Origin of the sequence: Nocardia violaceofusca NBRC 14427, from assembly GCF_963869435.1 — a bacterium.
Lineage (GTDB): Bacteria > Actinomycetota > Actinomycetes > Mycobacteriales > Mycobacteriaceae > Nocardia > Nocardia aobensis.
Map to the genome: position 1 here is coordinate 146,989 of NZ_CAWMPM010000027.1, position 20,614 is coordinate 167,602.

17 protein-coding genes (1 of these 17 cut by a window edge) are annotated in these 20,614 nt (G+C 69.1%); 9 read left to right on the forward strand and 8 right to left on the reverse strand.

Annotated elements, in window-relative coordinates; all coding sequences use genetic code 11:
• The 5 genes from AC5592_RS22755 to AC5592_RS22775 all read left to right on the forward strand — a co-directional run.
• Nucleotides 1-5,556, forward strand: partial view of a non-ribosomal peptide synthetase gene (locus tag AC5592_RS22755; protein ID WP_063065391.1) — the 3' portion only. 38,496 nt of this gene lie to the left of the window's left edge; only the last 5,556 of its 44,052 coding nucleotides appear in the window; the start codon falls outside the window, past its left edge; the stop codon is at nt 5,554-5,556.
• Nucleotides 5,557-5,762: 206 nt separating this feature from the next.
• Nucleotides 5,763-6,530 carry an ABC transporter ATP-binding protein gene (locus AC5592_RS22760; protein WP_036505714.1) on the forward strand — a complete coding sequence of 256 codons (768 nt, stop codon included), beginning with the start codon at nt 5,763-5,765 and terminating at the stop codon, nt 6,528-6,530.
• Nucleotides 6,515-8,092 (forward strand): hypothetical protein, encoded by a 1,578-nt coding sequence (locus tag AC5592_RS22765; RefSeq protein ID WP_063065384.1) that lies wholly within the window; start codon nt 6,515-6,517, stop codon nt 8,090-8,092. Before AC5592_RS22760 ends, AC5592_RS22765 begins: the two co-directional genes overlap by 16 nt.
• 133 nt (nt 8,093-8,225) lie before the next feature.
• Nucleotides 8,226-9,107 carry an alpha/beta fold hydrolase gene (locus tag AC5592_RS22770; protein ID WP_063065392.1) on the forward strand — a complete coding sequence of 294 codons (882 nt, stop codon included), beginning with the start codon at nt 8,226-8,228 and terminating at the stop codon, nt 9,105-9,107.
• A 110-nt stretch (nt 9,108-9,217) separates the two neighbouring features.
• Complete coding sequence (locus tag AC5592_RS22775; RefSeq protein ID WP_084507024.1) at nt 9,218-10,252, forward strand: GlxA family transcriptional regulator; 1,035 nt, start codon at nt 9,218-9,220, stop codon at nt 10,250-10,252.
• Here AC5592_RS22775 and AC5592_RS22780 read toward each other — a convergent pair.
• Nucleotides 10,215-11,330 carry a GDSL-type esterase/lipase family protein gene (locus AC5592_RS22780; protein WP_063065385.1) on the reverse strand — a complete coding sequence of 372 codons (1,116 nt, stop codon included), beginning with the start codon at nt 11,328-11,330 and terminating at the stop codon, nt 10,215-10,217. The two genes, AC5592_RS22775 and AC5592_RS22780, sit on opposite strands and share 38 nt — an antisense overlap.
• 104 nt (nt 11,331-11,434) lie before the next feature.
• Between AC5592_RS22780 and AC5592_RS22785 the strand changes: the two genes are divergently transcribed.
• Both AC5592_RS22785 and AC5592_RS22790 read left to right on the forward strand, forming a co-directional pair.
• Nucleotides 11,435-11,917 carry a MarR family winged helix-turn-helix transcriptional regulator gene (locus AC5592_RS22785; RefSeq protein WP_036505548.1) on the forward strand — a complete coding sequence of 161 codons (483 nt, stop codon included), beginning with the start codon at nt 11,435-11,437 and terminating at the stop codon, nt 11,915-11,917.
• Nucleotides 11,918-12,056: 139 nt separating this feature from the next.
• Nucleotides 12,057-13,802 carry an MFS transporter gene (locus AC5592_RS22790; RefSeq protein WP_084507026.1) on the forward strand — a complete coding sequence of 582 codons (1,746 nt, stop codon included), beginning with the start codon at nt 12,057-12,059 and terminating at the stop codon, nt 13,800-13,802.
• A 37-nt stretch (nt 13,803-13,839) separates the two neighbouring features.
• On the opposite strand, the gene AC5592_RS22795 is transcribed toward AC5592_RS22790, so the two are convergent.
• The 7 genes from AC5592_RS22795 to AC5592_RS22825 all read right to left on the reverse strand — a co-directional run bounded on the left by AC5592_RS22795 (nt 13,840) and on the right by AC5592_RS22825 (nt 18,593).
• Nucleotides 13,840-14,238 carry an NUDIX hydrolase gene (locus AC5592_RS22795; protein ID WP_039776410.1) on the reverse strand — a complete coding sequence of 133 codons (399 nt, stop codon included), beginning with the start codon at nt 14,236-14,238 and terminating at the stop codon, nt 13,840-13,842.
• Nucleotides 14,239-14,282: 44 nt separating this feature from the next.
• Nucleotides 14,283-14,873, reverse strand: a complete 591-nt coding sequence (locus AC5592_RS22800) for a hypothetical protein (RefSeq protein ID WP_232329504.1) — start codon at nt 14,871-14,873, stop codon at nt 14,283-14,285.
• A gap of 31 nt (nt 14,874-14,904) precedes the next feature.
• On the reverse strand, nt 14,905-15,705 hold the full coding sequence (locus tag AC5592_RS22805) for a family 1 encapsulin nanocompartment shell protein (RefSeq protein ID WP_036505546.1): 801 nt from the start codon (nt 15,703-15,705) through the stop codon (nt 14,905-14,907).
• A complete protein-coding gene (locus AC5592_RS22810) occupies nt 15,702-16,754 on the reverse strand; it encodes a Dyp-type peroxidase (RefSeq protein WP_063065387.1) in 1,053 nt (350 codons plus the stop codon). Before AC5592_RS22810 ends, AC5592_RS22805 begins: the two co-directional genes overlap by 4 nt.
• Before the next feature lie 64 nt (nt 16,755-16,818).
• Entirely contained in the window at nt 16,819-17,145 is a 327-nt protein-coding gene (locus AC5592_RS22815) for a cupin domain-containing protein (protein WP_030517171.1), read from the reverse strand.
• Between the two features lie 132 nt (nt 17,146-17,277).
• The gene (locus AC5592_RS22820; RefSeq protein ID WP_036505512.1) at nt 17,278-17,784 is read right to left on the reverse strand and encodes a dihydrofolate reductase; all 507 of its coding nucleotides are present in this window, start codon (nt 17,782-17,784) and stop codon (nt 17,278-17,280) included.
• Nucleotides 17,781-18,593 (reverse strand): thymidylate synthase, encoded by an 813-nt coding sequence (locus AC5592_RS22825; RefSeq protein ID WP_036505510.1) that lies wholly within the window; start codon nt 18,591-18,593, stop codon nt 17,781-17,783. Before AC5592_RS22825 ends, AC5592_RS22820 begins: the two co-directional genes overlap by 4 nt.
• A 71-nt stretch (nt 18,594-18,664) precedes the next feature.
• Here AC5592_RS22825 and cobF point away from each other — a divergent pair, with 71 nt between their 5' ends.
• Nucleotides 18,665-19,417, forward strand: a complete 753-nt coding sequence (cobF, locus tag AC5592_RS22830; RefSeq protein WP_036505544.1) for a precorrin-6A synthase (deacetylating) — start codon at nt 18,665-18,667, stop codon at nt 19,415-19,417.
• A 131-nt stretch (nt 19,418-19,548) separates the two neighbouring features.
• Nucleotides 19,549-20,496, forward strand: a complete 948-nt coding sequence (locus AC5592_RS22835; protein WP_063065388.1) for a hypothetical protein — start codon at nt 19,549-19,551, stop codon at nt 20,494-20,496.
• Nucleotides 20,497-20,614: the final 118 nt, after the last annotated feature.

Below are 20,614 nucleotides of genomic sequence, written 5' to 3' on the forward strand. Positions count from 1 at the left end.
ACCGCGGTCGGCGATCTGTCGCTGCTGGCCGCCGACGAGTACGAGCTGCTCACCCACGTCCACGGCGACGAGGTGATGGCGACCGGTCTGCTGCCGGATCTGATGAGCCACGGCGTCCGGCTGGGCCGGGATCGAATCGCGGTGCGCTACAACGGTGAATCGATCACCTACGGCGAACTCGACGACCGGTCCTCGCGCCTGGCACGGGTGCTGATCGAACGCGGTGTCGGACCCGAGCAACTGGTCGCGGTCTCGTTCCCGCGGTCCTACGAGATGGTGCTGGCCGTGCTGGCCGTCACCAAGGCCGGTGGCGCGCACGTGCCGGTGGATCCGAACTACCCCGAGGATCGGGTGCGCCACATGCTCACCGATTCCGGTGCGCTGCTGGGTATCACCGGTTCGGCGTATGTCGGCGACCTGCCCGGCGACGTGGACTGGCTGGTCCTCGACGATCCGGCGACCGACGAGTTGTGCGCCGCGCAGTCGGCGGCACCGGTGACCGATGCCGACCGGCGCGCCCCGCTGCAGATGGCGCACCCCGCGTACGTCATCTACACCTCGGGTTCGACAGGTAAGCCCAAGGGCGTCACGGTGACCCATGCCGGCCTCGGTGGCCTGGCCGATGTGGCGACGAGCCTGTACGGCCTGGAGCCGCAGCATCGGTTCCTGCACATCTGCTCGCCCAGCTTCGACCCGTCGGTGCTGGAATGGGTGTGCGCGTTCTACATCGGCGCCACCCTGGTGATCACGCCGTCGCAGATCATCGGTGGTCCGGAACTGGCGGAGCTGCTGCGCACCGAGCAGGTCACCCACACCATCATCACGCCCGCGGTGCTGGGCACGATGGATCCGGCCGACCAGGAGCAGTTGCTGGTGACGTCGGTGGGTGGCGATGTGACCACGCCGGAACTGCTGGCCAAATGGCAGCCGGGACGCAAGTACTTCAACGCCTACGGTCCGACCGAGACGACGATCATCTCCTCGTACGCGCGGTTGTTCCCGGGTGACCACATCACCATCGGCACCCCGGTGCACGGTATGTCGGCGCTGGTGCTCGACTCCCGGATGAACCCGGTGCCGCCGGGCGTGGCCGGTGAGCTGTTCCTGTCCGGCGGCGCGGTGGCCCGCGGCTACCAGCATCGGCCGGGGCTGACCGCGGAGCGGTTCGTCGCCAACCCGTGGGGTGCGCCCGGAACCCGCATGTACCGCACCGGTGACGTGGTGCGGTGGTACGCCGAACCGGATGTGCGCGGTGGCAACATCGCCCGCCCGGAGGTGCCGTGGGAGCTCGATTACGTCGGCCGCACCGACTTCCAGGTGAAGATCCGCGGCTTCCGCATCGAACTCGGTGAGATCGACGCGGTGCTCGGCCGGCATCCGGATGTCGAATTCGCGATCACCATCGGACGCGAAACCGCCGCCGGTGCGACGATTCTGGTGTCCTACGTGCTCGGCGTGCCAGGGCGCGCGGTCGATCCCGCGGCGGTCACCGACCATGTGGCCGCGGTGCTGCCGCCGCATATGGTGCCCTCGGCGATCGTGGTCCTGGACGAGATTCCGCTGACCCCGGTCGGCAAGCTCGACCGCAAGGCGCTGCCGGAACCCCAGCTGGCGCCGCGCGAGTTCCGGGCGCCGACCAGTGCGCTCGAGGCGACCATCGCCGAGGTGTTCGCCGAGGTGCTGGGCGTCGATCAGGTCGGGCTCGACGATTCGTTCTTCGCGCTCGGCGGTGACTCGATCCTGTCGATCCAGCTGGTCTCGCGGGCCAAGGCGCGCGGTGTGCTGTTCACGCCGCGGCAGGTCTTCGAGCGGCGCAGCGTGGCCGCGCTGGCGGAGATCGCCACCCGCGCGGGTGAGGCCGAGCAGCAGGTGCTGGCCGAACTGCCCGGTGGCGGTGTCGGCGAGATCCCGATGACGCCGATCATGGCCTCGATCCTCGGCACCGGCTCGTCGTATCAGCGGTTCTCGCAGGCCATGGCGCTGCGACTGCCCGACGACACCGACCGGGAGACCCTGGTCGCGACCGTCGCCGCGGTCGTCGATCACCACGATGTGCTGCGGACCAGGTTGCGGCGCGACGAATCCGCCCCCGTGGACGCCACGGACGGATGGACGTTCGAGGCGCTGGAGCAGGGCGCGATCGATGTCGACGCCCTGGTGCGTCGGGTCGAGTTGCCCGGCGACATCTCCGAGGCGGAACTGTCGCGCCGGGCGAGCGCCGAATACGACGCCGCGCTGGGTCGCCTCGATCCGGCGAACGCGGTGATGACGCAGTTCCTGTGGTTCGCCTTCACCGGTGCGCAGGACGACGCCGCGCCGCGCCGCCGGGACGTGCTCGTGATCGTCGCCCACCACTTCGTGGTCGACGGTGTGTCGTGGCGCATCCTGATCCCGGATCTCGCGGTGGCCTGGTCGCAGCTGAAGTCGGATCAGGCCGTGACGCTGCCGGCGAACGGCACCTCCATGCGCCGCTGGGCGCACGCCCTGGTCGACGCCGCGGCCACGCGGACCGCGGAACTGCCGTTCTGGCAGCGGATTTCGGCGGCCGAGGATCCGGTGCTGGGCGAGCGGGCGTTCGACCCGGCGGTCGACACCTTCGCCACCGTCGACCGGGTCGAGGTGCTGCTCCCGGCCGAGGTGACCGATGCGGTGCTGACCGGCGTGCCGGACAAGTACCGGGCTGGCGTCAACGACGGCCTGCTGTCGGCGCTCGCGCTGGCGGTGAGCACGTGGCGCGGTGAATCCGCGGGCGGTGCCGCGCTGGTGAAGCTCGAAGGTCACGGCCGTGAGGAGAGCGTGGTTCCGGGCGCCGATCTGTCCCGCACGGTCGGCTGGTTCACCAGTGCCTATCCGGTGCGGCTGGATCTGGGCCACGCCGATGTGGCGACCGCCCTGCGCGGTGGAAAAGCGCTGGGCGACATCGTGAAATCGGTGAAGGAGCAGCTGCTCGCGGTGCCGGACAAGGGCATCGGATACGGCCTGCTGCGCTATCTGAATGCCGCGACCGGAACCGAACTGGCGACCGGCACCGCACCCCAGATCAGCTTCAACTATCTGGGCCGCGCGGATACCGGTGCCGGCGCCGAGACGGCCGAAACCGCCTCGGGCCCGGTCGGTTTCGACTGGGCGCCGGTGGCGGACCTGGGACAGCTGGATGCCGACATGGATCCGGATATGCCCGCCAACGCCGCGATCGACATCAACGCGATCGTCACCGACGGCCCCGAGGGCGCGCAGCTGTCCGCCTCCTTCGCGTTCCCGACCGGGCTGTTCGGCAAGCAGCGCGTGCAGGAGTTCGCGGATCTGTGGGTGGCGGCGCTGACCGCGCTCGCCGAGCACGTCCGGCAGCCGGAAGCGGGCGGTCTGACGCCGTCCGATCTGCCGCTGGTGGAGGTCGCGCAGTCCGAGATCGACGAGTGGGAGCAGCAGGATCCGGGTCTGTCGGATGTCTGGCCGCTCTCGCCGCTGCAGTCGGGTCTGCTGTTCCACGCGATGATGACCCAGCAGACCGTGGACGTCTACACCATGCAGGCCGTGGTGGATCTGGGCGGCGTGGTCGACGAGGACCGGCTGCGGGCGGCCGGTCAGGCCATCCTGGACCGCTACCCGAACCTGCGCGCCTCCTTCGTCACCGATGCCGGTGGCCGGGCGGTACAGCTGATCTCGGATCGGGTCGAGGTGCCGTGGCGGACCGTCGATCTGACGGATCTGGATCGGCCGCAGCGGATTCCGGAGTTGAGGCGCCTGCTCGAAGAGGATCGGGCGACGCACTTCGACATGTCGCGGGGGCCGCTGCTGCGGTTCACGCTGTATCGGACCGACGCCGAGACGTTCCATCTGGCCATCACGACCCACCACATCCTGGTGGACGGCTGGTCGATGCCGCTGCTGATGCGGGATCTGCTGGTGCTCTACGCGGTGCGCGGTGATACCGCCGCGCTGCCGCGGGTGTCCTCGTACCGGAACTTCCTGAGCTGGCTGGCCGGGCGCGACCGCGAGGAATCGCTGCGCACCTGGTCGCGGGCGCTGGCCGGTGCGGACGAGCCGACCCAGCTCGCACCGCCCGCGCGTGGACCCGAGCACTACGAGATCGAGAAGTTCGTCGCCGAGGTCGACGAGGACCGCACGCGCCGGATCACCAAGTACGCCGCCGAGGTCGGGGTCACGGTGAACACGCTGGTGCAGGCCGCGTGGGGCATTCTGCTCGGCCGGCTCACCGGCCGCGACGACGTGGTGTTCGGCGCGACGGTCTCCGGCCGGCCGCCGGAGCTGACCGGGGTGGAATCGATGGTCGGCCTGTTCATCAACACGCTGCCCGTGCGGGTCGGTGTGGACGACCGTCTGTCGGTCGGTGAGCTGCTGCAGCGCCTGCAGCGCGATCAGGCCGATCTGCTCGACCACCACTACGTCGGCCTCACCGATATCCAGCGGATCGCCGGTGCCGGAGCACAATTCGACACGCTGCTGGTGTTCGAGTCGTATCCGATGGATACCGACGCGATCGCCGCGGCGAGCTCGATCGACGGCATGTCGGTGACCGGTGTCGGCACCAACGACGCGACCCACTACCCGCTGACGCTGCTGGTGACCGCCGAATCGACGATCGAGGTGACCTGGAAGTACCTCACCAGCCGGTTCACCGCCGAGGAGGTGCACACGCTCGCCGAGCGACTGGGCCGGGTGCTGGACGCGCTGATCGGCGATCCGACGGCCGCGGTCGGTGATATCGACATCCTCGACGCCGAGGAGCGGGCGCGCATCCTGGCCGGGGCCGCGGTGACCGCCGAACCGGTCGCCGAGCCAGGCCGGGTCGGCAGCCGTACGGTGGCCAAGGCCCTCGGCGATGTGGTCGAGGAGGATCCGCAGGCTCCCGCGCTGCTGTCCGGCGACGCCGAAATCGCCTATCACGAGGTGGATTCGCGGTCGTCGAAGCTGGCCCGGGTGCTGATCGGGCGTGGTGTCGGACCGGGTGACATCGTCGCGGTGGCGCTGCCGCATTCGGTCGATGCCGTGGTGGCGCTGTGGGCGATCCAGAAGGCCGGCGCCGCGGCGCTGTTCGCCGACGGCCTGTCCTTCGGCGACATCGTCGCCGCGGGCGCCGGCTGGGGTATCGCGCTGGAACCGGCGGCCAAATCGGTGCGCTGGCTGGTCCCGACCGATCCGAAGGTGCGGGCGGAAATCGATGCGGCGCAGGCACATCCGGTGTCCTACGCCGACCGGGTCCGGGTCCTGCAGGACGACCATCCGGCCTTCGTGGTCCGGGCGGCCGACGGCACCCTGCGCACGCTGACCCAGGAACAGGCCCTCGAGCATGCCGATGCCCTACGCGCCGAGCACGAGATCGACTACGAGTCGACCACGTACACCACGGCGGCGGCGGGCCCGGCAGCGCTGGCGGAATTCCTGACCTCCGCGACCGCGGGCGCCCTCTCCGTCCTGCCCAGCGGCGATATCGCCGGCGATCTGGCCGAGGGCGAGGTCAGCCACTGGTTCACCGTGCCGGGCGAGGCGACCGATGCCGCCGACGGCGAGGTGCGGGTGATCGAGGCGGAGTGAACGAGGCCGGTGCACGGGGTGCGGATGCGCTCCGGCACCGGCTTTTTCGCATCAGCAACCGATGAACCCGCGTTCCATCCGCCTTGCCGCCGGTAACAGGAAGGAACGTGAGCGCCGACGTAGAGTCGAGACAGTTCGCAGCACAGACCGGGCGGGGCGGCTTCCATCGCGGAGGCATGGAGAGGCGGCTCTGCAGAGGAGGGGATATGCAAGCCGATGCCACGCCCGCGCTGCAATTGAGCGGGCTGTACAAGCGATTCGGTGGGCCGTGGGTGGTCGACGGGGTGAGTGTGGTGGTGCCGCCCGGGTCGTTCTTCGGGCTGGTGGGGCCCAACGGCGCCGGTAAGACCACCACGTTGTCGATGGCGGTCGGGTTGTTGCGGCCGGATGCGGGGCAGGCGCAGATCTTCGGCGCCGATGTGTGGGCGGATCCGGTGCGGGCCAAGACGATCGTCGGCGTGCTGCCGGACGGTCCGGCCGTGCCGGAGCGGCTCACCGGACGCGAATTGCTCACCTACACCGGACTTTTGCGCGGGCTGCCGCCGGGCACGGTGGCCGAGCGCGCGCAGGAATTGCTCTCGGTGCTGGAGCTGATCGAGGCGGAACACACTCTGGTCGTGGACTATTCGGCCGGGATGCGCAAGAAGATCGGACTCGCCACCGCACTGTTGCACGGGCCCAAGCTGCTGGTGCTCGACGAACCGTTCGAGGCGGTGGATCCGGTGTCGGCCAGTACTATTCGCACGATTCTGCAGCGGTTCGTCACCGCCGGCGGATCGGTGGTGCTGTCCAGTCATGTCATGGCGCTGGTGGAGAATCTGTGCGATCACCTCGCGGTCATCGACAAGGGACGGGTGGTCGCCGCCGGATCGGTCGCCGAGGTGCGAGGCGAGGGCAGTCTCGAGGAGGCGTTCGTCCGCCTGGTCGGCGGTCGCATCGGCGGAGACGAGGGGCTGTCGTGGTTGGCGTCCTGATCCGGATGCGCTGGCGGCTGACCGTCCGCGCGATGACCAGCGGCCGGGCCGCGGTCGGCTTCTGGATCGGACTGTTCTTCGGCCTCGTAGCGGCCGTCGGCACGGCCGTGCTGATGGCCACCGCCGGGCACGGCTGGGAGCCGCGGGCCGCGATCAATGTGGCCGCCACCCTGTACGCGGTGTGGACGCTCGGCTGGCTGGCGGGCCCCATCCTCACCGGCAGCAGCGACGAAACCCTGCAGCCCGAACATTTCCGGCTGCTGCCGCTGAGCTATCGCCAGCTGTCGGTAGGGCTGGCGGCGGTGGCCTTCACCGGCCCGGCCGGTGCGGTGAATCTGATCGCCTTCGCCGGTCTGGTTGCCATCGGTATCCAATTGGGCGTCGTACCAACGGTTTTCGCCGTGCTCGGCATGTGTCTGCAGCTCGTCTTCGTGGTGCTGTTGTCCCGCGCATTGCTCGCCTGGATCGGTGCCGCGATGCGGTCGCGACGCGGTCGCGATCTGGGGGTGGTCCTCGCCGCTCTGACCGGACTCGCCTATTACCCGCTGCAACTACTGATGTCCTATCTGGGTCCGCGCCTCGAGCATGTGTCGCCTGCCCTGGGCGCGACCTTGCGGATCCTGCCCTCGGGGTGGGCGCCCTATGCGGTGCAGGCCGCCGACGAGGGCCACTGGTGGTTCGGTGTAGCGGCACTGGCCGGACTCGCCGCGATGTCGGCGCTGCTGTGGCAGGCGTGGGCGGTGCTGCTGCGCCGGCGCCTCACCACGACCGCGGCTGCGGCCGGACCCGTTCGCGCACAGGCTGGTTCGGGCCGGCTGGAGCGGATGATCCGCCCGACTCCCGTCGGCGCGGTCGTCCTCAAGGAGTTGCGCACCTGGTGGCGCGACGGCCGCCGGCGAGCGGCGCTGTTGCCGCTGATGCTCATCGGTGTGGTGCTGCCGATCTTCCTCGGCCTGCAGAACGGCGGTGCCAGTGTGCCGTTCGCGGGGGTGTTCGTGGTGTGGCTGGCCGCGATGGCCAGCGCGAACATGTACGCCTTCGACGGCACGGCACTGTGGCACACCCTGGTGATTCCGGGTGCGGTGCGTGCCGATGTCCGGGGCCGCATCATCGCCTGGCTGGTGCTGGTCGCTCCGTTGGCGGTGGTACTCACCCTCGTGCTGCCCGGCGCGGTCGGCGCGGCGCGGTGGTATCCGTGGGTGGTGTCGATGCTGCCGGTGGTCCTCGGTGTCGGCGTCGCGGCCGCGATGCTGTTGTCGGTCTATGCCGCGTATCCCCTTCCGCAGCAACGCGGTAACCCGTTCGCCGGCAACGGCGGAAATCCCGGCTGTGCGCGCGCACTCGTACAGCTCGCGGTCGCCTTCGGCCAGTTGATCGTCGGTCTGCCGGTGCTGGGCCTTCTCGTCCTCGGCACCTACCTCGGCAACGCGCTCGTCGAATGGGGTGCGCTTCCGGTGGGCCTGGCACTGGGGCTCGGCGCGGCCGTCCTGGGTGCGCACCTCGCCACCCGGCGCATCGAGTCCCATGGACCGGAACTGCTCGCCGAGGTGAAGCCGCGGTGATCCCGGCGTGATCTGACGATATCGGCCGCGCCCCCGACCCTTCCGGCCGTCGGTATCGACCGTGCCCGATTCCCGGCGTTCCATTCCAGCAGGCCGCGATCGCGACCGGATGCTCGCGCTGGAAGGAACGATGATGACCGAGTACGTGACACTCGAACACGGACGGCTCGCCTGCGATGTGGTCGGGGGCGGACCGCTGGTGGTGCTCTCGCACGGCATGGACACTGTGCGCCAGGACTTCCGTTTTCTGGTCGGGCCGGTGGCCGCGGCGGGATACCGGGTGGTCAACGTGGATATGCGGGGGCACGGCGAATCCGGTGCGGATTGGCCGTCGGTGACCGGGAAGGCCGCCATCAGCCGCGCCGATGTGGCGGAGGACCTGCTGGGTGTGATCCGGCACTTCGGCGGCCCGGCGGTGATCGTCGGGCACTCGCTGTCGGGCGGGTCGGCCACCATCGCCGCGGCCCGGGCACCGGAACTGGTGAGCGGGATCGTCGAGATCGGCCCCTTCACCCGTACCCAGCGGCTGCACGTCGGCGCTCTGCTGGTCAGCCGCCGATACCGTCGGGGCATGGTTCGCCTCGCCCTCACCACGATGCTGAAGTCGATGCCGTGGTGGCGACGTTATCTGGACGTCGCGTATCCGACCAGGCCCGCCGACTACGACCACTACCTCGCCGACCTGGAGAGTCTGCTGCGGCGGCCCGGCCGGTGGGCGGAATTCACGAAGACCGGACGCACCACTCCCGCCGACGCGCATGCCCGTTTGGCGGACGTCCGCTGTCCCGCCCTGGTGATCATGGGTTCGGCCGATCCGGATTTCGCCGATCCCGAGGCCGAGGCGCATGCGATCGTGGCCGCGCTGCCGGATGGGGTGGGCCGCGTCGAGATGATCGAGAACGGCGGACACTACCCGCACGCGCAATTGCCGGATGATGTTGCGGCAGCGATTATTCCGTTTCTCGGTCGGTGTGCGGTGCGGGGCCGGAGTGCCGAGGTACGGCGCGCCGGGTGATGTGCGTACCCCGGTGCGAGATCGCCCGATGCGCGGGGGAGTCGGGCGAGCCCCGCCACGGTTGGCCGTCGGCCGTGGCGGCCGCTCGTCCCGGCTGCGATGATGGCGAAATGCCCGCCTCGCGCACCATCGTCTTCGTCGCCTACGAGGGCATGCAACTGGTCGAATTGGCCGGGCCGATGGATGTTTTCGGGGCCGTCAACACGATGGGCGGGGAGACCGCCTACCGCCTCGTCACGGCCTCGCCGCACGGCCGGTCGATCGAGGCCGACGGCGGTCTGACCATCGGGGTCGGAACATCGCTGCACGATCTGGCCTCCTCCGCCGCCGAGATCGACACGCTGATGGTCGTCGGCGGCCTGGTCTCGGGACCGGTGTCCGCGGAGGTGGTCCGCGAATTACCCGCTCTCGCACGCAGATCCCGTCGCATCACCTCGGTGTGTTCCGGCGCGTTGCTGTTGGCCGCCGCGGGCCTGCTCGACGGCTACCGAGCCACGACCCACTGGGGTTCGGCCGATCTCCTGGCCCGCTCGTACCCTCGCGTCGTCGTCGAGCCCGACCGTATCTACGTGCACGACCGCAACCGCTGGACCTCGGCGGGCGTCTCCGCCGGCATCGATCTCGCGCTTGCTCTCGTAGAGGACGACCACGGCCGCGAAATGGCCCAACAGGTCGCCCGCGCCTTCGTCGTCTTCGCCCGGCGCTCCGGCGGGCAGACGCAATTCAGCGCCCAGCTGCGTACGCAGCCGGCTCGTACGCCCGCGATCCGCGCCGTCCAGCACTGGCTGCCCGATCACCTCGGCGACGATCTGGCGGTGTCCGCATTGGCTCGGCGCGTGGGTATGAGTGAACGCCATTTCGCCCGCGCCTTCCGCGCCGAAACCGGAAGTACTCCAGCCGCTTTCGTCGCGGAGCTGCGCCTGGAAGCGGCTCGCCGGCTCCTGGAGTCCTCCGAACTCACCGTCACCGCCATTGCCCGCGTGGTCGGTTACCGCCACGGCGAGACCCTGCACCGCGCCTTCGTCCGCCGCCTCGCCACCACGCCCGAGGCCTATCGCCGGCAGTACGCCGAGGCCGTCCTCGGCACCGTCGCGGCAGAGCCGGCCGTCAGCGCAGCCCAGGAATCCGCATCGTCTCCGCCATGATGCGGGCGCCCTCGTCGTTGAGGTGTAGTCCGTCGCCGCTGTCGAGATCCGGGCGGATGAAATCGGGCCGCCCCGGATCCGCCACGGCGGCCGCCACATCGAACACGGCGTCGAAAACGGTTGTGGTCCGCAGCCATTCGTTGACGACGTCGCGCACCGGCAGTGCGGGATCCACATTCACCTCCGGATAGATCACCCCGGCGAAGGGTCCGATCGTATTGGCGTAGGCGGGCAGTCCGGCGGCGTGTGACCGTGCGGCGAGTTCGGTGTAGCCGGCGATCAGATCGTCGGCCGCGGCCACCTCGCCCAGCCCGAGATCGTTGATACCGAGATTGACCACCACGTGGGTGACGCCCGGCACCGCGAGCACATCGCGGTCGAACCGGGCCAGGGCGTGTTCGCCGACCTCGTCGGTGAGCAACTGGTTGCCACCGATGCCCTGATTGACCACCCAGCCGCGGTTCAGCAGCGAATTCAGGGCGTCCACCGAGCGTCGATTCGCGCCGGCCGTGGTGCCGGCGCCGTCGAACCAGGAATCCCCGAACGCCACCACCACGGGGGTGTCCGCGTCGGCCAGTACGTCGACCCCCGTCACGAAGAAGCGCGAGGCGATCTCCTCGACCTCCGACAGGTCCGGATCGGCGGTGTGATCACCGGCGACCACGGCGGCGATCTCCATCGGCTGATGGGAGAAGGTCGCGAGTCCGGTCGGCCCGGGCAGATACAGGCTCAGCAGGAGATCGTCGCCGCCGTCCACCGCGAGATCGACGGCGTCGCTGACTATTTCGCCACCTGCCGGAATGCGCACCCGGTCCGCTCCGTCGAAACGCAGCACGGTGTCGGTCTCGGCGACAGCCGCGAACCCGGTCTTGCGCAAGGCGATTCGGGCGGCGCCGATCTCCAGCACGTCGCGCCCGTACCGATTGCTCAATCGCACCCGAAGCTGCCGCCCGCCGCCGGCCATGTGCAGCACCTGGCGCACGGTCCGATCGGTGAACCCCCGGGGTTCGGTCAACTGGAACTGCTCGTAGGGGCTGATGATCGCGGAGCGGAATCCGGCGAGCCAGGTGCTGGTCATGACATCTCCATTTAGTTGCTGTGAGGAATATCCTCGCAGCAATAATATGGAAGATATTCCTCATGTCAACTATCCGCACAACAACTGTGCGTTAGGCTGACCGCATGGAGCACACGCACGACGCCGACGTCTTCGACGACCCGCGCCTCTCCGACATCGGCATGCTGTTCGAGGCGACGAGCGGCATCCGCCGCAAACTCGAACCGACCTGGTCGGCGCACGGGCTGTCGGTCCTGGACTTCACGGCGCTCATGCGTCTGAGCCGCTCGCCCGGCCGCCGGCTCCGAATGACCGATCTGGCCGATCAGGCCCAGCTGTCGACCAGCGGTGTCACCCGCCTGGTGGATCGGCTCGAACGCAACGGATTCGCCCGCCGCCAATCCGATCCGAACGATCGGCGCAGCTCCTATGCCGCCCTCACCGCCGCCGGTGCGACGCGCCTGGCGAAGGTGCTGCCGGAATATCTGAAGATCCTCGACACCTGGTTCTACGGTCAGCTCACCCCGGAGCAGTGCGAGGCGCTGATCAGCGGTCTCCGGATCATCCGCGACGCCACCTTCCCCGAGGCGGGCCGGCTCTCCGACTGATCCGGTAGCCGAACGCTCGCGTTCACCGCACGGTCCGGTATCGCCCGGTCCCTATTGCCGAGATTCGCCCGGTTCGGCTCGTAGACTCGACCGATACGAGTTACTTCCCAGCGACATCGGTCGACGACGGGAGCGGCGCATGGCTGATCACGTTCGAACAGACGCTGAGCTCGGTTCGCCACCCACCGGTGCCAGACGGTGGTACGCCCTCGCGGTCCTCGCGCTGGGACTTGCGATGGTGACGCTGGACGGCACCGTAGTCGGTGTCTCACTGCCGGCGATCATCGGTGATCTGGGACTCGATTTCACCCAGGCCCAGTGGGTTTTCTGCGTGTACTCGGTGGTGCTCGCGGTCCTGCTGATCACCGCCGGCCGGATCGGCGACCGCTTCGGCCGCCGCGCCCTCTTCGCGCTCGGAGTGCTGATCTTCGTCGGTGGCAGCCTGTTGTCCGCCTCCGCGGATACGGCGAGCCCGCTCATCTGGGGACGGCTCGTGCAGGGCATCGGCGGTGCGGCGGTCGTGGCGGGATCCTTGGGCACGGTAGCCGCGATGTTCCACGGCCGGGCCCGCGTGATCGCCTTCACCGCGTGGGTGGTGGCCCCGGCCGCCGCGGCGGTCGTGGGCGCGGCACTCGGCGGGTTGTTCGTCGACTCCTTCACCTGGCCGTGGATCTTCCTGATCAACGTGCCGATCGCGGTGGTCGTACTGATCGGGACCGTGCTCGTGCCCGAAACCCGCATCGGCGCCGCGGCCACCGGACCGGATGTGGACGGATGGCTGCTCAGTACCGCCGGGTTCGCGCTGGTGATCTTCGCCCTCATCGAGGGGCAGCGCTACGGCTGGCTGCGGCCGCGGCGGGAGTTCACCGTATTCGGCGTGACCTGGTCGACCCAATCGGCGAGCTCGCCCATACCGTTCGTACTCGGCGTGGGGGTACTGCTGCTGGTGCTGTTCGTCTTCTGGGAGCGACATCGGGTGAAGGTGGAACATGCCGCGCTGATGGACTTCTCGCAGCTGCGCGATCCGCGGCACTGGGGTGACGGCGCCGCCCTGCTGATCGCGGCGGCACAGTTCGGACTGCTCTTCGTGCTGCCGCTGTACCTGGTGAACTGTCTCGGATTGTCCACGCTGCGAACGGGTTCGATTCTCGTGGTGCTGACCGGATGCGCGCTCATCGCGGCGGTCCTGACCGCCGGACCACTGCGAGCGGTGCCTCCGCTGTGGCTGGTGCGGATCGGCCTGGCGATCGCGTTGCTCGCCATGGCGGTGACCGCGCTGGCGTTGACCTCGACGATTTCGGCGTGGGTGCCGACCGTGCTACTGGCCTGCTACGGAGTCGGTCTCGGGCTGGCCGCCGCCCCGCTCACGGCGAGCATGCGCACCGGCGCGGGCGCCATGGCATCGGATCCGGGATCGATCACCGCGGCCGCGGCCCGGCCCGCCGGTGCCGCGCTGGGTGTGGCGGTTCTCGGCAGTACCCTCTCGATCGGTCTCGGCCACTTCCTGCCCGACCGGTTGAGTTACGTCCCGGGCCTGGCCACCCGCGCGGCCGGCGCCGTGGGGGCGGCCACCCGCGATTCGGCGGGCGGCCCGATCGTCGGACTGCGTGCCCAGCACGCACCGGCCGCGGTCACCGACGCGCTGGCCAACGGATTCGCCGACGCGACTCGCGTGGCCCTGCTCGGCGTTGCGGTGGTGCTGCTTCTGGCGTTCGTGGTGGCCACGCGCATTCCGTCCGACGCCGAACAGCTCGAGGCCGAGCGGATCGTTGGCGAACCGCCCGGTGCGGTGGCCCGCGACCGAGACCTCGAGCGGCCGGAGGAGACGCGTCCGACCGTCGATGGCGAGGGCGCCGCGCCGGTCGAACGCGGCGAGACGACGTAGCGATCCCGCGGTCAGCGCACGGGATCACCCGTCGCCGTCACCAGTCGATCAGGTCGAGTTCGTGCAGGCGCCGGAAGACCAGCATCGAGCCGGGCGCGACATGCGGCATGGCCGCGTACTCGCCGACGGTGAAGTAGCGCAGTTCGGCGATCTCGCTCGTCGGCGTCGGTTCGCCGGTGAGATCCGCGGTGAAACAGGTCATGTGCAGCGCGGTGCCCGGCGTGTGCCCGTACGCCTCACATTCGAAGACACCGAGCTCGTCGTGGGCCGTCACGTCGACTCCCAGTTCCTCCCGCACCTCGCGGTACAACGCCTGCACCGGTGATTCGCCGGGGTCGATCTTCCCGCCCGCCATGTAGAACACCTCTTTGCCGGTCGACCGTGTCTGCAGCAGACGACGATTCCGGATGTGGGCGAGCGCGGCGGTGCGAATCATGGAGGGAGCCTTCACGATACGGTCGTTACGGGCGGGCGCGGAGCTCACTGGGCGGCCGGTGCGAGCTTCCAGTGTTCGTGCAGGGCCGAGGCGATCTCTGGCAGCAGGGTGACCGGTATCCGCTGCTCGCGCAGGATCCGGCGAATCTCGGCGACCTGTTCGCGCTTGCGGTGTTCGTAGGCGTTGGACACCGGATGCCGCACCGGCGGAATGCTGAGCAGGACCAGCTCGTCGTGCGGTTCGTCGCCACCGGTCAGATCCAGCGCGAGCGACCAGCGGGCCCGCTCGTCGAGGGCGAACCGGCCCGCCACCACGCGGTCCCACTCCAGCCGCGATTCGCCCCACGGGGTACGCCGATAGATCGCGCGGTCGGTCAGAACGACGACATCGCGACCGAACAGCGCCACCAGCAGCGCGATACCCGCCACCGCCCCGGCCAGCAGCCCGGTGAAGATCCGGTTCACTCCGAACAGGACCACCACGGCACCGCAGATCACCAGTACCGACAGCACGGCGAGCGCACTGTAGGTGAGGGTGCGGCGGCCGGTGACGACACCGGCCCGCACCGCACGCATCGGCCCGCGGGACCGGCGGGAGGTATCGGGTCCGGAAACCGGCGGGACGTCGTCGCTCACGGTGTCACCTCGAAAGATCGTTCCGCCGTGCTCAGCCGCGCAGCGGGACCGCGGCCTCGGCGGTGTAGACCAGGAAGGTCAGGCTTTCCTGGAAGTACAGCTGCACGCTCTCCGCGTCGTGGGACAGGTAGCCGATCGACAGATCCTGCCCCAGTTGCAGATCGAAGTCGCCGCCGCGGGTGGTCAACACGAAGGCGCCGTCGATGGCGGGCGCCCAGATGATCTCGCCCTCGGGAATCAGCCGCTCGATATGTGTGCGGATCGGGTGGCCGTGGTCGGAGGTCTCGCTCACGGCGGTGTACAGATCGGCGCTCAGCAGCACCGAATACGGCCCGTCGACACCGGCCAGCCGCAACTTGCTCAGTGCCTGGGCGATCGCCTCGGGGATGAGGCGCGGATCGCTCGGCGCGGTGACGGGAGTGTTCGACACGGCCGCCCGGATGCCGGTGATCCCGGCGGCGGGGTAGCCCTCGAAGACGGCGCGGTCCTCGGCGAACGCGATCTTGCGGGCGGCATCCTTCACCGGATCCAGATCGGCGTCCTCGGCGCCGCGCTCGACGTTGTCGAGCTCCTCGCGCGAGAGCGTGAACGGCACCCGCAACTCGACCAGCGGCGCCACCAGGCGCTGGCGGGCCTGCACGCCCTGATCCGGCGCGTCGATGACGGTGGTGCGTCCCAATCCGACCGCGGAGTAGTCGGTGCCGTGCGGACCGGACAGGTCCACCACCCGGCGACCGGCGATATGACGCCGGAAGGTACGCGTCGCCTCCTCCTCGATGGCCGACCACGCCTCGGAGGTGATCGGCGCGAGTTCACGGTGCAGATTGTTCATTGCGGAATCCTTTTCAACGTGCCGATACCGAGAGAGCCGTCGCCGGAAGGCGCGGCCACGGACAGCTCGGCGATACCGGCTGCCCCGAGTTCCAGGTCCTGTTCCGCATCCGCCTCCTGCTCGGGGGCGTCGGGAAGGTCGTCGAAGAAATCGTTGGCCGGGGTGAAGAACAGCGTGCCGGTGATCGCGGTGGAGAAATCGAGAATCCGGTCGTACGGCGCTTCGTCGGTGCCGAGGAACATGCGCACCAGCATCCGCTCGGTGACATCCGGGGTGGCCGCGTAAGCGATGTAGTACGTGCCGAATTCGCCCTCGCGGACACTGCCGAAGGGCATGTTGGCGCGCAGGATCTGGCGTTCGGTCCCGTCCGGATCGATCAGGGTGTTGACCGCCACATGGGAATCCGCCGGCTTGTCCTCGTCGGACAGTTCCAGATCCTCGAGTTTGGTACGGCCGATGACGAGCTGCTGCTCCTCGACGGTCAGCGAACTCCACGCCTCCAGATCGTGCAGATACTTCTGCACGACGACATAACTTCCGCCGGCGAAGTCGGGATCCTCGTCACCGATCAGCGCCGCGGCGACCGCGGCGGGACCCTCGGGATTCTCGGTGCCGTCGACGAAGCCGAGCAGATCGCGCTGTTCGAAATAGCGGAATCCGACCGTCTCGTCGATGATCGTGGCCGCACCCTTCAACCGGGAACCGATCAGCATCGCCAATTCGAAACAGGCGTCCGGCAATTCGCCCTTGATGTGAAACAGCAGATCGCCCGGCGTGGCCGGGGCCTGATGCTTCGGCCCGGCGTAGCCCGGAAATTCGTGCAGTTCAGCGGGTTTCGGACCGGCGAACAGCCGATCCCAGGCGGCGGAACCGATACTCGTCACGCAGGACAGCTGCGTCCGCGGCACCCGGAATCCGATCGAGCGCCGCAGTCCCGCCAGATCGGCGAGAAGATCGCGCACCACCGGCTCACCGCCCTCGTCGATGGTCGCGACGAGGAAGATCGCGGCGCGCGAGAGCGGATCGAGGATCGGCTGCGGCTCACCCATGATCAACAGGGTACGGTGCCCGCCCGACAGCGCGTGCGCACGGCCCGGCCCGGCGAGACCCGCCTCACTTCGCGACGGTCAGCAGGAATACCGCGTCGTCGATCGCTTTCACACTGTGCCGGGCCGACGGAATGACCAGCAGATCGCCGGGCGATCCCTTCCACTCGTTGGTGCCGCAGATCAGAATCAGGGTTCCGGTCAGAACCTGCAGGGTGGCTTCACCGTGAGTTTCGTGCTCGGCCAGGCTCTGGCCGGCGGTCAGCGCGATCAGGGTCTGGCGCAGGCTGTGGGTGTGGCCGCCGTAGAGGGTTTGCGAACTGCGCCCACTCGTGGCGGACGCGGCCAGCTTCAGCTGCTGGCGAGCCGCCGCCGTCAGCGATTTCTTGTCCATGATCTGCCTCTCGCGGTTCAGCCGGGATCGGGGCTGTGGTCACAGGCTGGATATCGCTGAGTATGCCGGACCCACCTCGCCCGGTCGGGCGTTTCGCCGATGCGATTCGGGTTCGAGACCTGCCGGGCCCGTTCAGCCGACGGTCGCCGGGGCGGTGTCGCGGGCGAAGCGCCGGATCCGGTAACGCAGACCCGAGCGCGACTGCGACCAGGGCGCGTCCTCCACCTGCCACTCGCCCTCGATCGCGGGTGCGTAGGCGTCCCCGGGGATATCGGTGTCGACTTCGGTGACCATCAGGTCGGTCGCGTAATCCATTGCCTGCCGGTAGATTTCGCCGCCACCGATGATCCACACGGTCTCCGCGGCGGCCAGTGCGATGGCGCCGGCCACCGAGTCGGCGCGTTCGGCGCCCGGCGCGGACCACTGCGATTGCCGCGTGATGACGATATTGCGCCGTCCGGGCAGCGGCCGGAAGCGCGCGGGCAGCGAATCCCAGGTGCGCCGGCCCATCAGCACCGGATGATCGCCGGTGACCGTTTTGAAATGCGCGATATCCTCGGGCACTCGCCACGGGATGGCGTTGTCGGCGCCGATCACCCCGGCCGGGGTCTGCGCCCAGATCAACCCGATGCGGCTCATACCGCCACCGGCGCCTTGATCGCCGGATGATGGCGGTAGTCGAGCACCTCCACATCCTCGAAGGTGTAGTCGAACAGGCTCGGCGCGGGCCGCAGATGCAACCGGGGGAACGGATACGGTTCGCGGCTCAGCTGTTCGCGGACCTGGGCCAGATGATTGTCGTAGATGTGGCAGTCGCCGCCCGTCCAGATGAAATCGCCGGGCTCCAATTCCGTCTGCTGCGCGACCATATGGGTGAGCAGGGCGTAGCTCGCGATGTTGAACGGCACTCCGAGGAACAGGTCGGCGCTGCGCTGATAGAGCTGACAGGACAGTTTTCCGTCCGCCACGTGGAATTGGAAGAACGCGTGGCAGGGGGCCAGCGCCATCTTGTGCAGATCCGCCACATTCCAGGCCGAGACGATGATCCGGCGGGAGTCCGGGTCGGTGCGCAGGGTTTGCAAAACCTGCGCTATCTGGTCGATATGGGTGCCGTCCGGCGTAGGCCAGCTGCGCCACTGGACCCCGTAGACCGGGCCCAGTTCACCGTGCGCGTCGGCCCATTCGTCCCAGATCGTGACGCCGTGGTCGTGGAGCCAGCGGACATTGGAATCGCCGCGCAGGAACCACAGCAATTCGTAGACGATCGACTTCAGATGCACCTTTTTCGTGGTGATCAGCGGGAATCCGGCGGAGAGGTCGTAGCGCAGCTGGTGTCCGAAGATCGAACGCGTACCCGTCCCGGTGCGGTCGGATTTCGGCGTACCGCGCTCGAGTACCAGCCGCAGCAGATCCTCGTACTGAGTGTCGTTTCCGGGCGCGCCGTCCATATCCGCAAGCCTAGCCTTCGGGCGACCACCGCCCTCATCGCGTGGTGGTCCGCTGGCTAGCCTGGGGCACCGTGCGCATGCTCTATGTGATCGGAATCGGCGCCGGTGATCCCCGGCAGGTGACCGTGCAGGCGGTCGAGGCGATTCGGCAGGTCGACACGTTCTTCGTCATCGGCAAGGGCGAGACCAAGCGGGAATTGACCGAGGTCCGCGCCGCGATCCTCGCCGGACATGCCGCTCCGGAGCATCGTGTGGTGTCCATCGCCGATCCGCCGCGTGAACGCACGGTCGAGGGCGCCGCCGATTACCGCGAGGTGGTCGAGGACTGGCATCGCCGCCGCGCCGGACTGCTGGCCGAGGCATTCGATGCCACCGAGGGGGTCGGCGGCATCCTGGTCTGGGGTGATCCCTCGCTCTACGACAGCACCCTGCGGATGGTGCAGCGAGTGCTGGACGCGGGAACGCGATTCGAGTACGCGGTGATCCCGGGCGTCACCAGCGCCCAGGCCCTGGCGGCGGCTCATCGCATCGTGTTGCACGAGATCGGCGAACCGGTGCACATCACCACCGGTCGCCGCCTGCGCACCGAGGGCGTGGCGGCCGACGGGTCGACGCTGGTGATGCTCGACGGCGAATGCTCGTTCACGCAGGTGCCCGGCGACGATCTGCACATCTGGTGGGGCGCCTACCTGGGGATGCCGGACGAGACGTTGATCGAGGGTCCGCTGCGCGCGGTCGAGGATCGAATCGTCCGGCGCCGCAACGAACTTCGGGAAGCCAAAGGATGGGTGATGGACATATATCTCTTGCGCAGAGCCGATTAGCGGACGTTCGTGCCGCGGATATGTCCGAAATAGCCCCAAAATTGCTGTGGAATAAATCGATACGAATGTGATCCAGACCACCGGCCGGTTCGAATCACTGTCATTCGATCGAAATCCGACTGGAGGTTTTCATGGCAGGGCAGCATTCGGCGGCATCGGGGCAGTGGTGCCGGCGCGTTGGTTCCTCACTCGTCATCGGCGCGTTGCCACTGACCGTGGCGCTGTGGCAGACGGGTGTCGCGGGGGCGGCCGCGCCGACCGCCGATTCGGGTGTGGCGCCGGCCGCCGGGATGCTGCCGGACGCCGGGACCGTCGCCGCCGGCGCGGCGGATGCCGTGGCACGCGTGGTCGCGCAGGCCAACCCGTGGCAGTTCCAGCCGAGTGCCGCGACCGATCCGGCCGTACCGCCCTTCGCCGCGCCGGTCGCCGACGCCGAACCGAATGCCTCCGCCGAAGCGCCCGCCGCCGCGCCCGCCCCGGGCGCCGTGTCGGCGAACCGCAACGCCGCCAACAGCACTCGGGCGGTCCCCGATCTCACCGCGCCGGCCATGGTGAATCCGGGCGCACTGCATCTGCCCGACCTCGCCCATCCGGCGCCGCCGGTGGCGCCGATCAAGGCCCCCGAGGGCACCATCCGGATCGGTTCGGTCGTCACGGCCCGGCCCGATTTCATCGATCCGCAGCTGACCGCGCAGATCAACGATTCGGCCGCGCAGACCGAGGCGGGGCTGGCGCAGACGCTGGACTCGGCCGGATTCGAGCCGTCGCGCTCCGACCGCATCGCCGCGGACACCCTCGGCGGCGCGGTGATCGGGTCCAGCGTGGGCAATATCGTCAGCAGCCCGATCGCGAGCACCAGCGCGGTCGTCGGCGCGGTCGCCGGTTTCATCGCCGGAATCCCGTTCCTGCCCGCGGGCCTGGTCGTCATGCCGGTCGTCGGCGCCGCCATCGGTTACGCGGTGATCGCGGCGCCGGCCGCCGCCGCGGGTGCCGCGATCGGCGCCGGAGTGGGCGCGATCGAGGGTGCGGTCGCCCCCGGTGTGGCCACACCGCCGCAGGCCGCTCCCGCTCAGATGTGATCCGAATCGCGTTCCGTTGTGATTCGCGCGTTCCGTGATGCCGACGGCCGTGTTCTCCCGGTGGGAACGCGGCCGTTCGCATCGGCCGGGCCGGCGGCCGCCGCGTGAATGCGGCCGG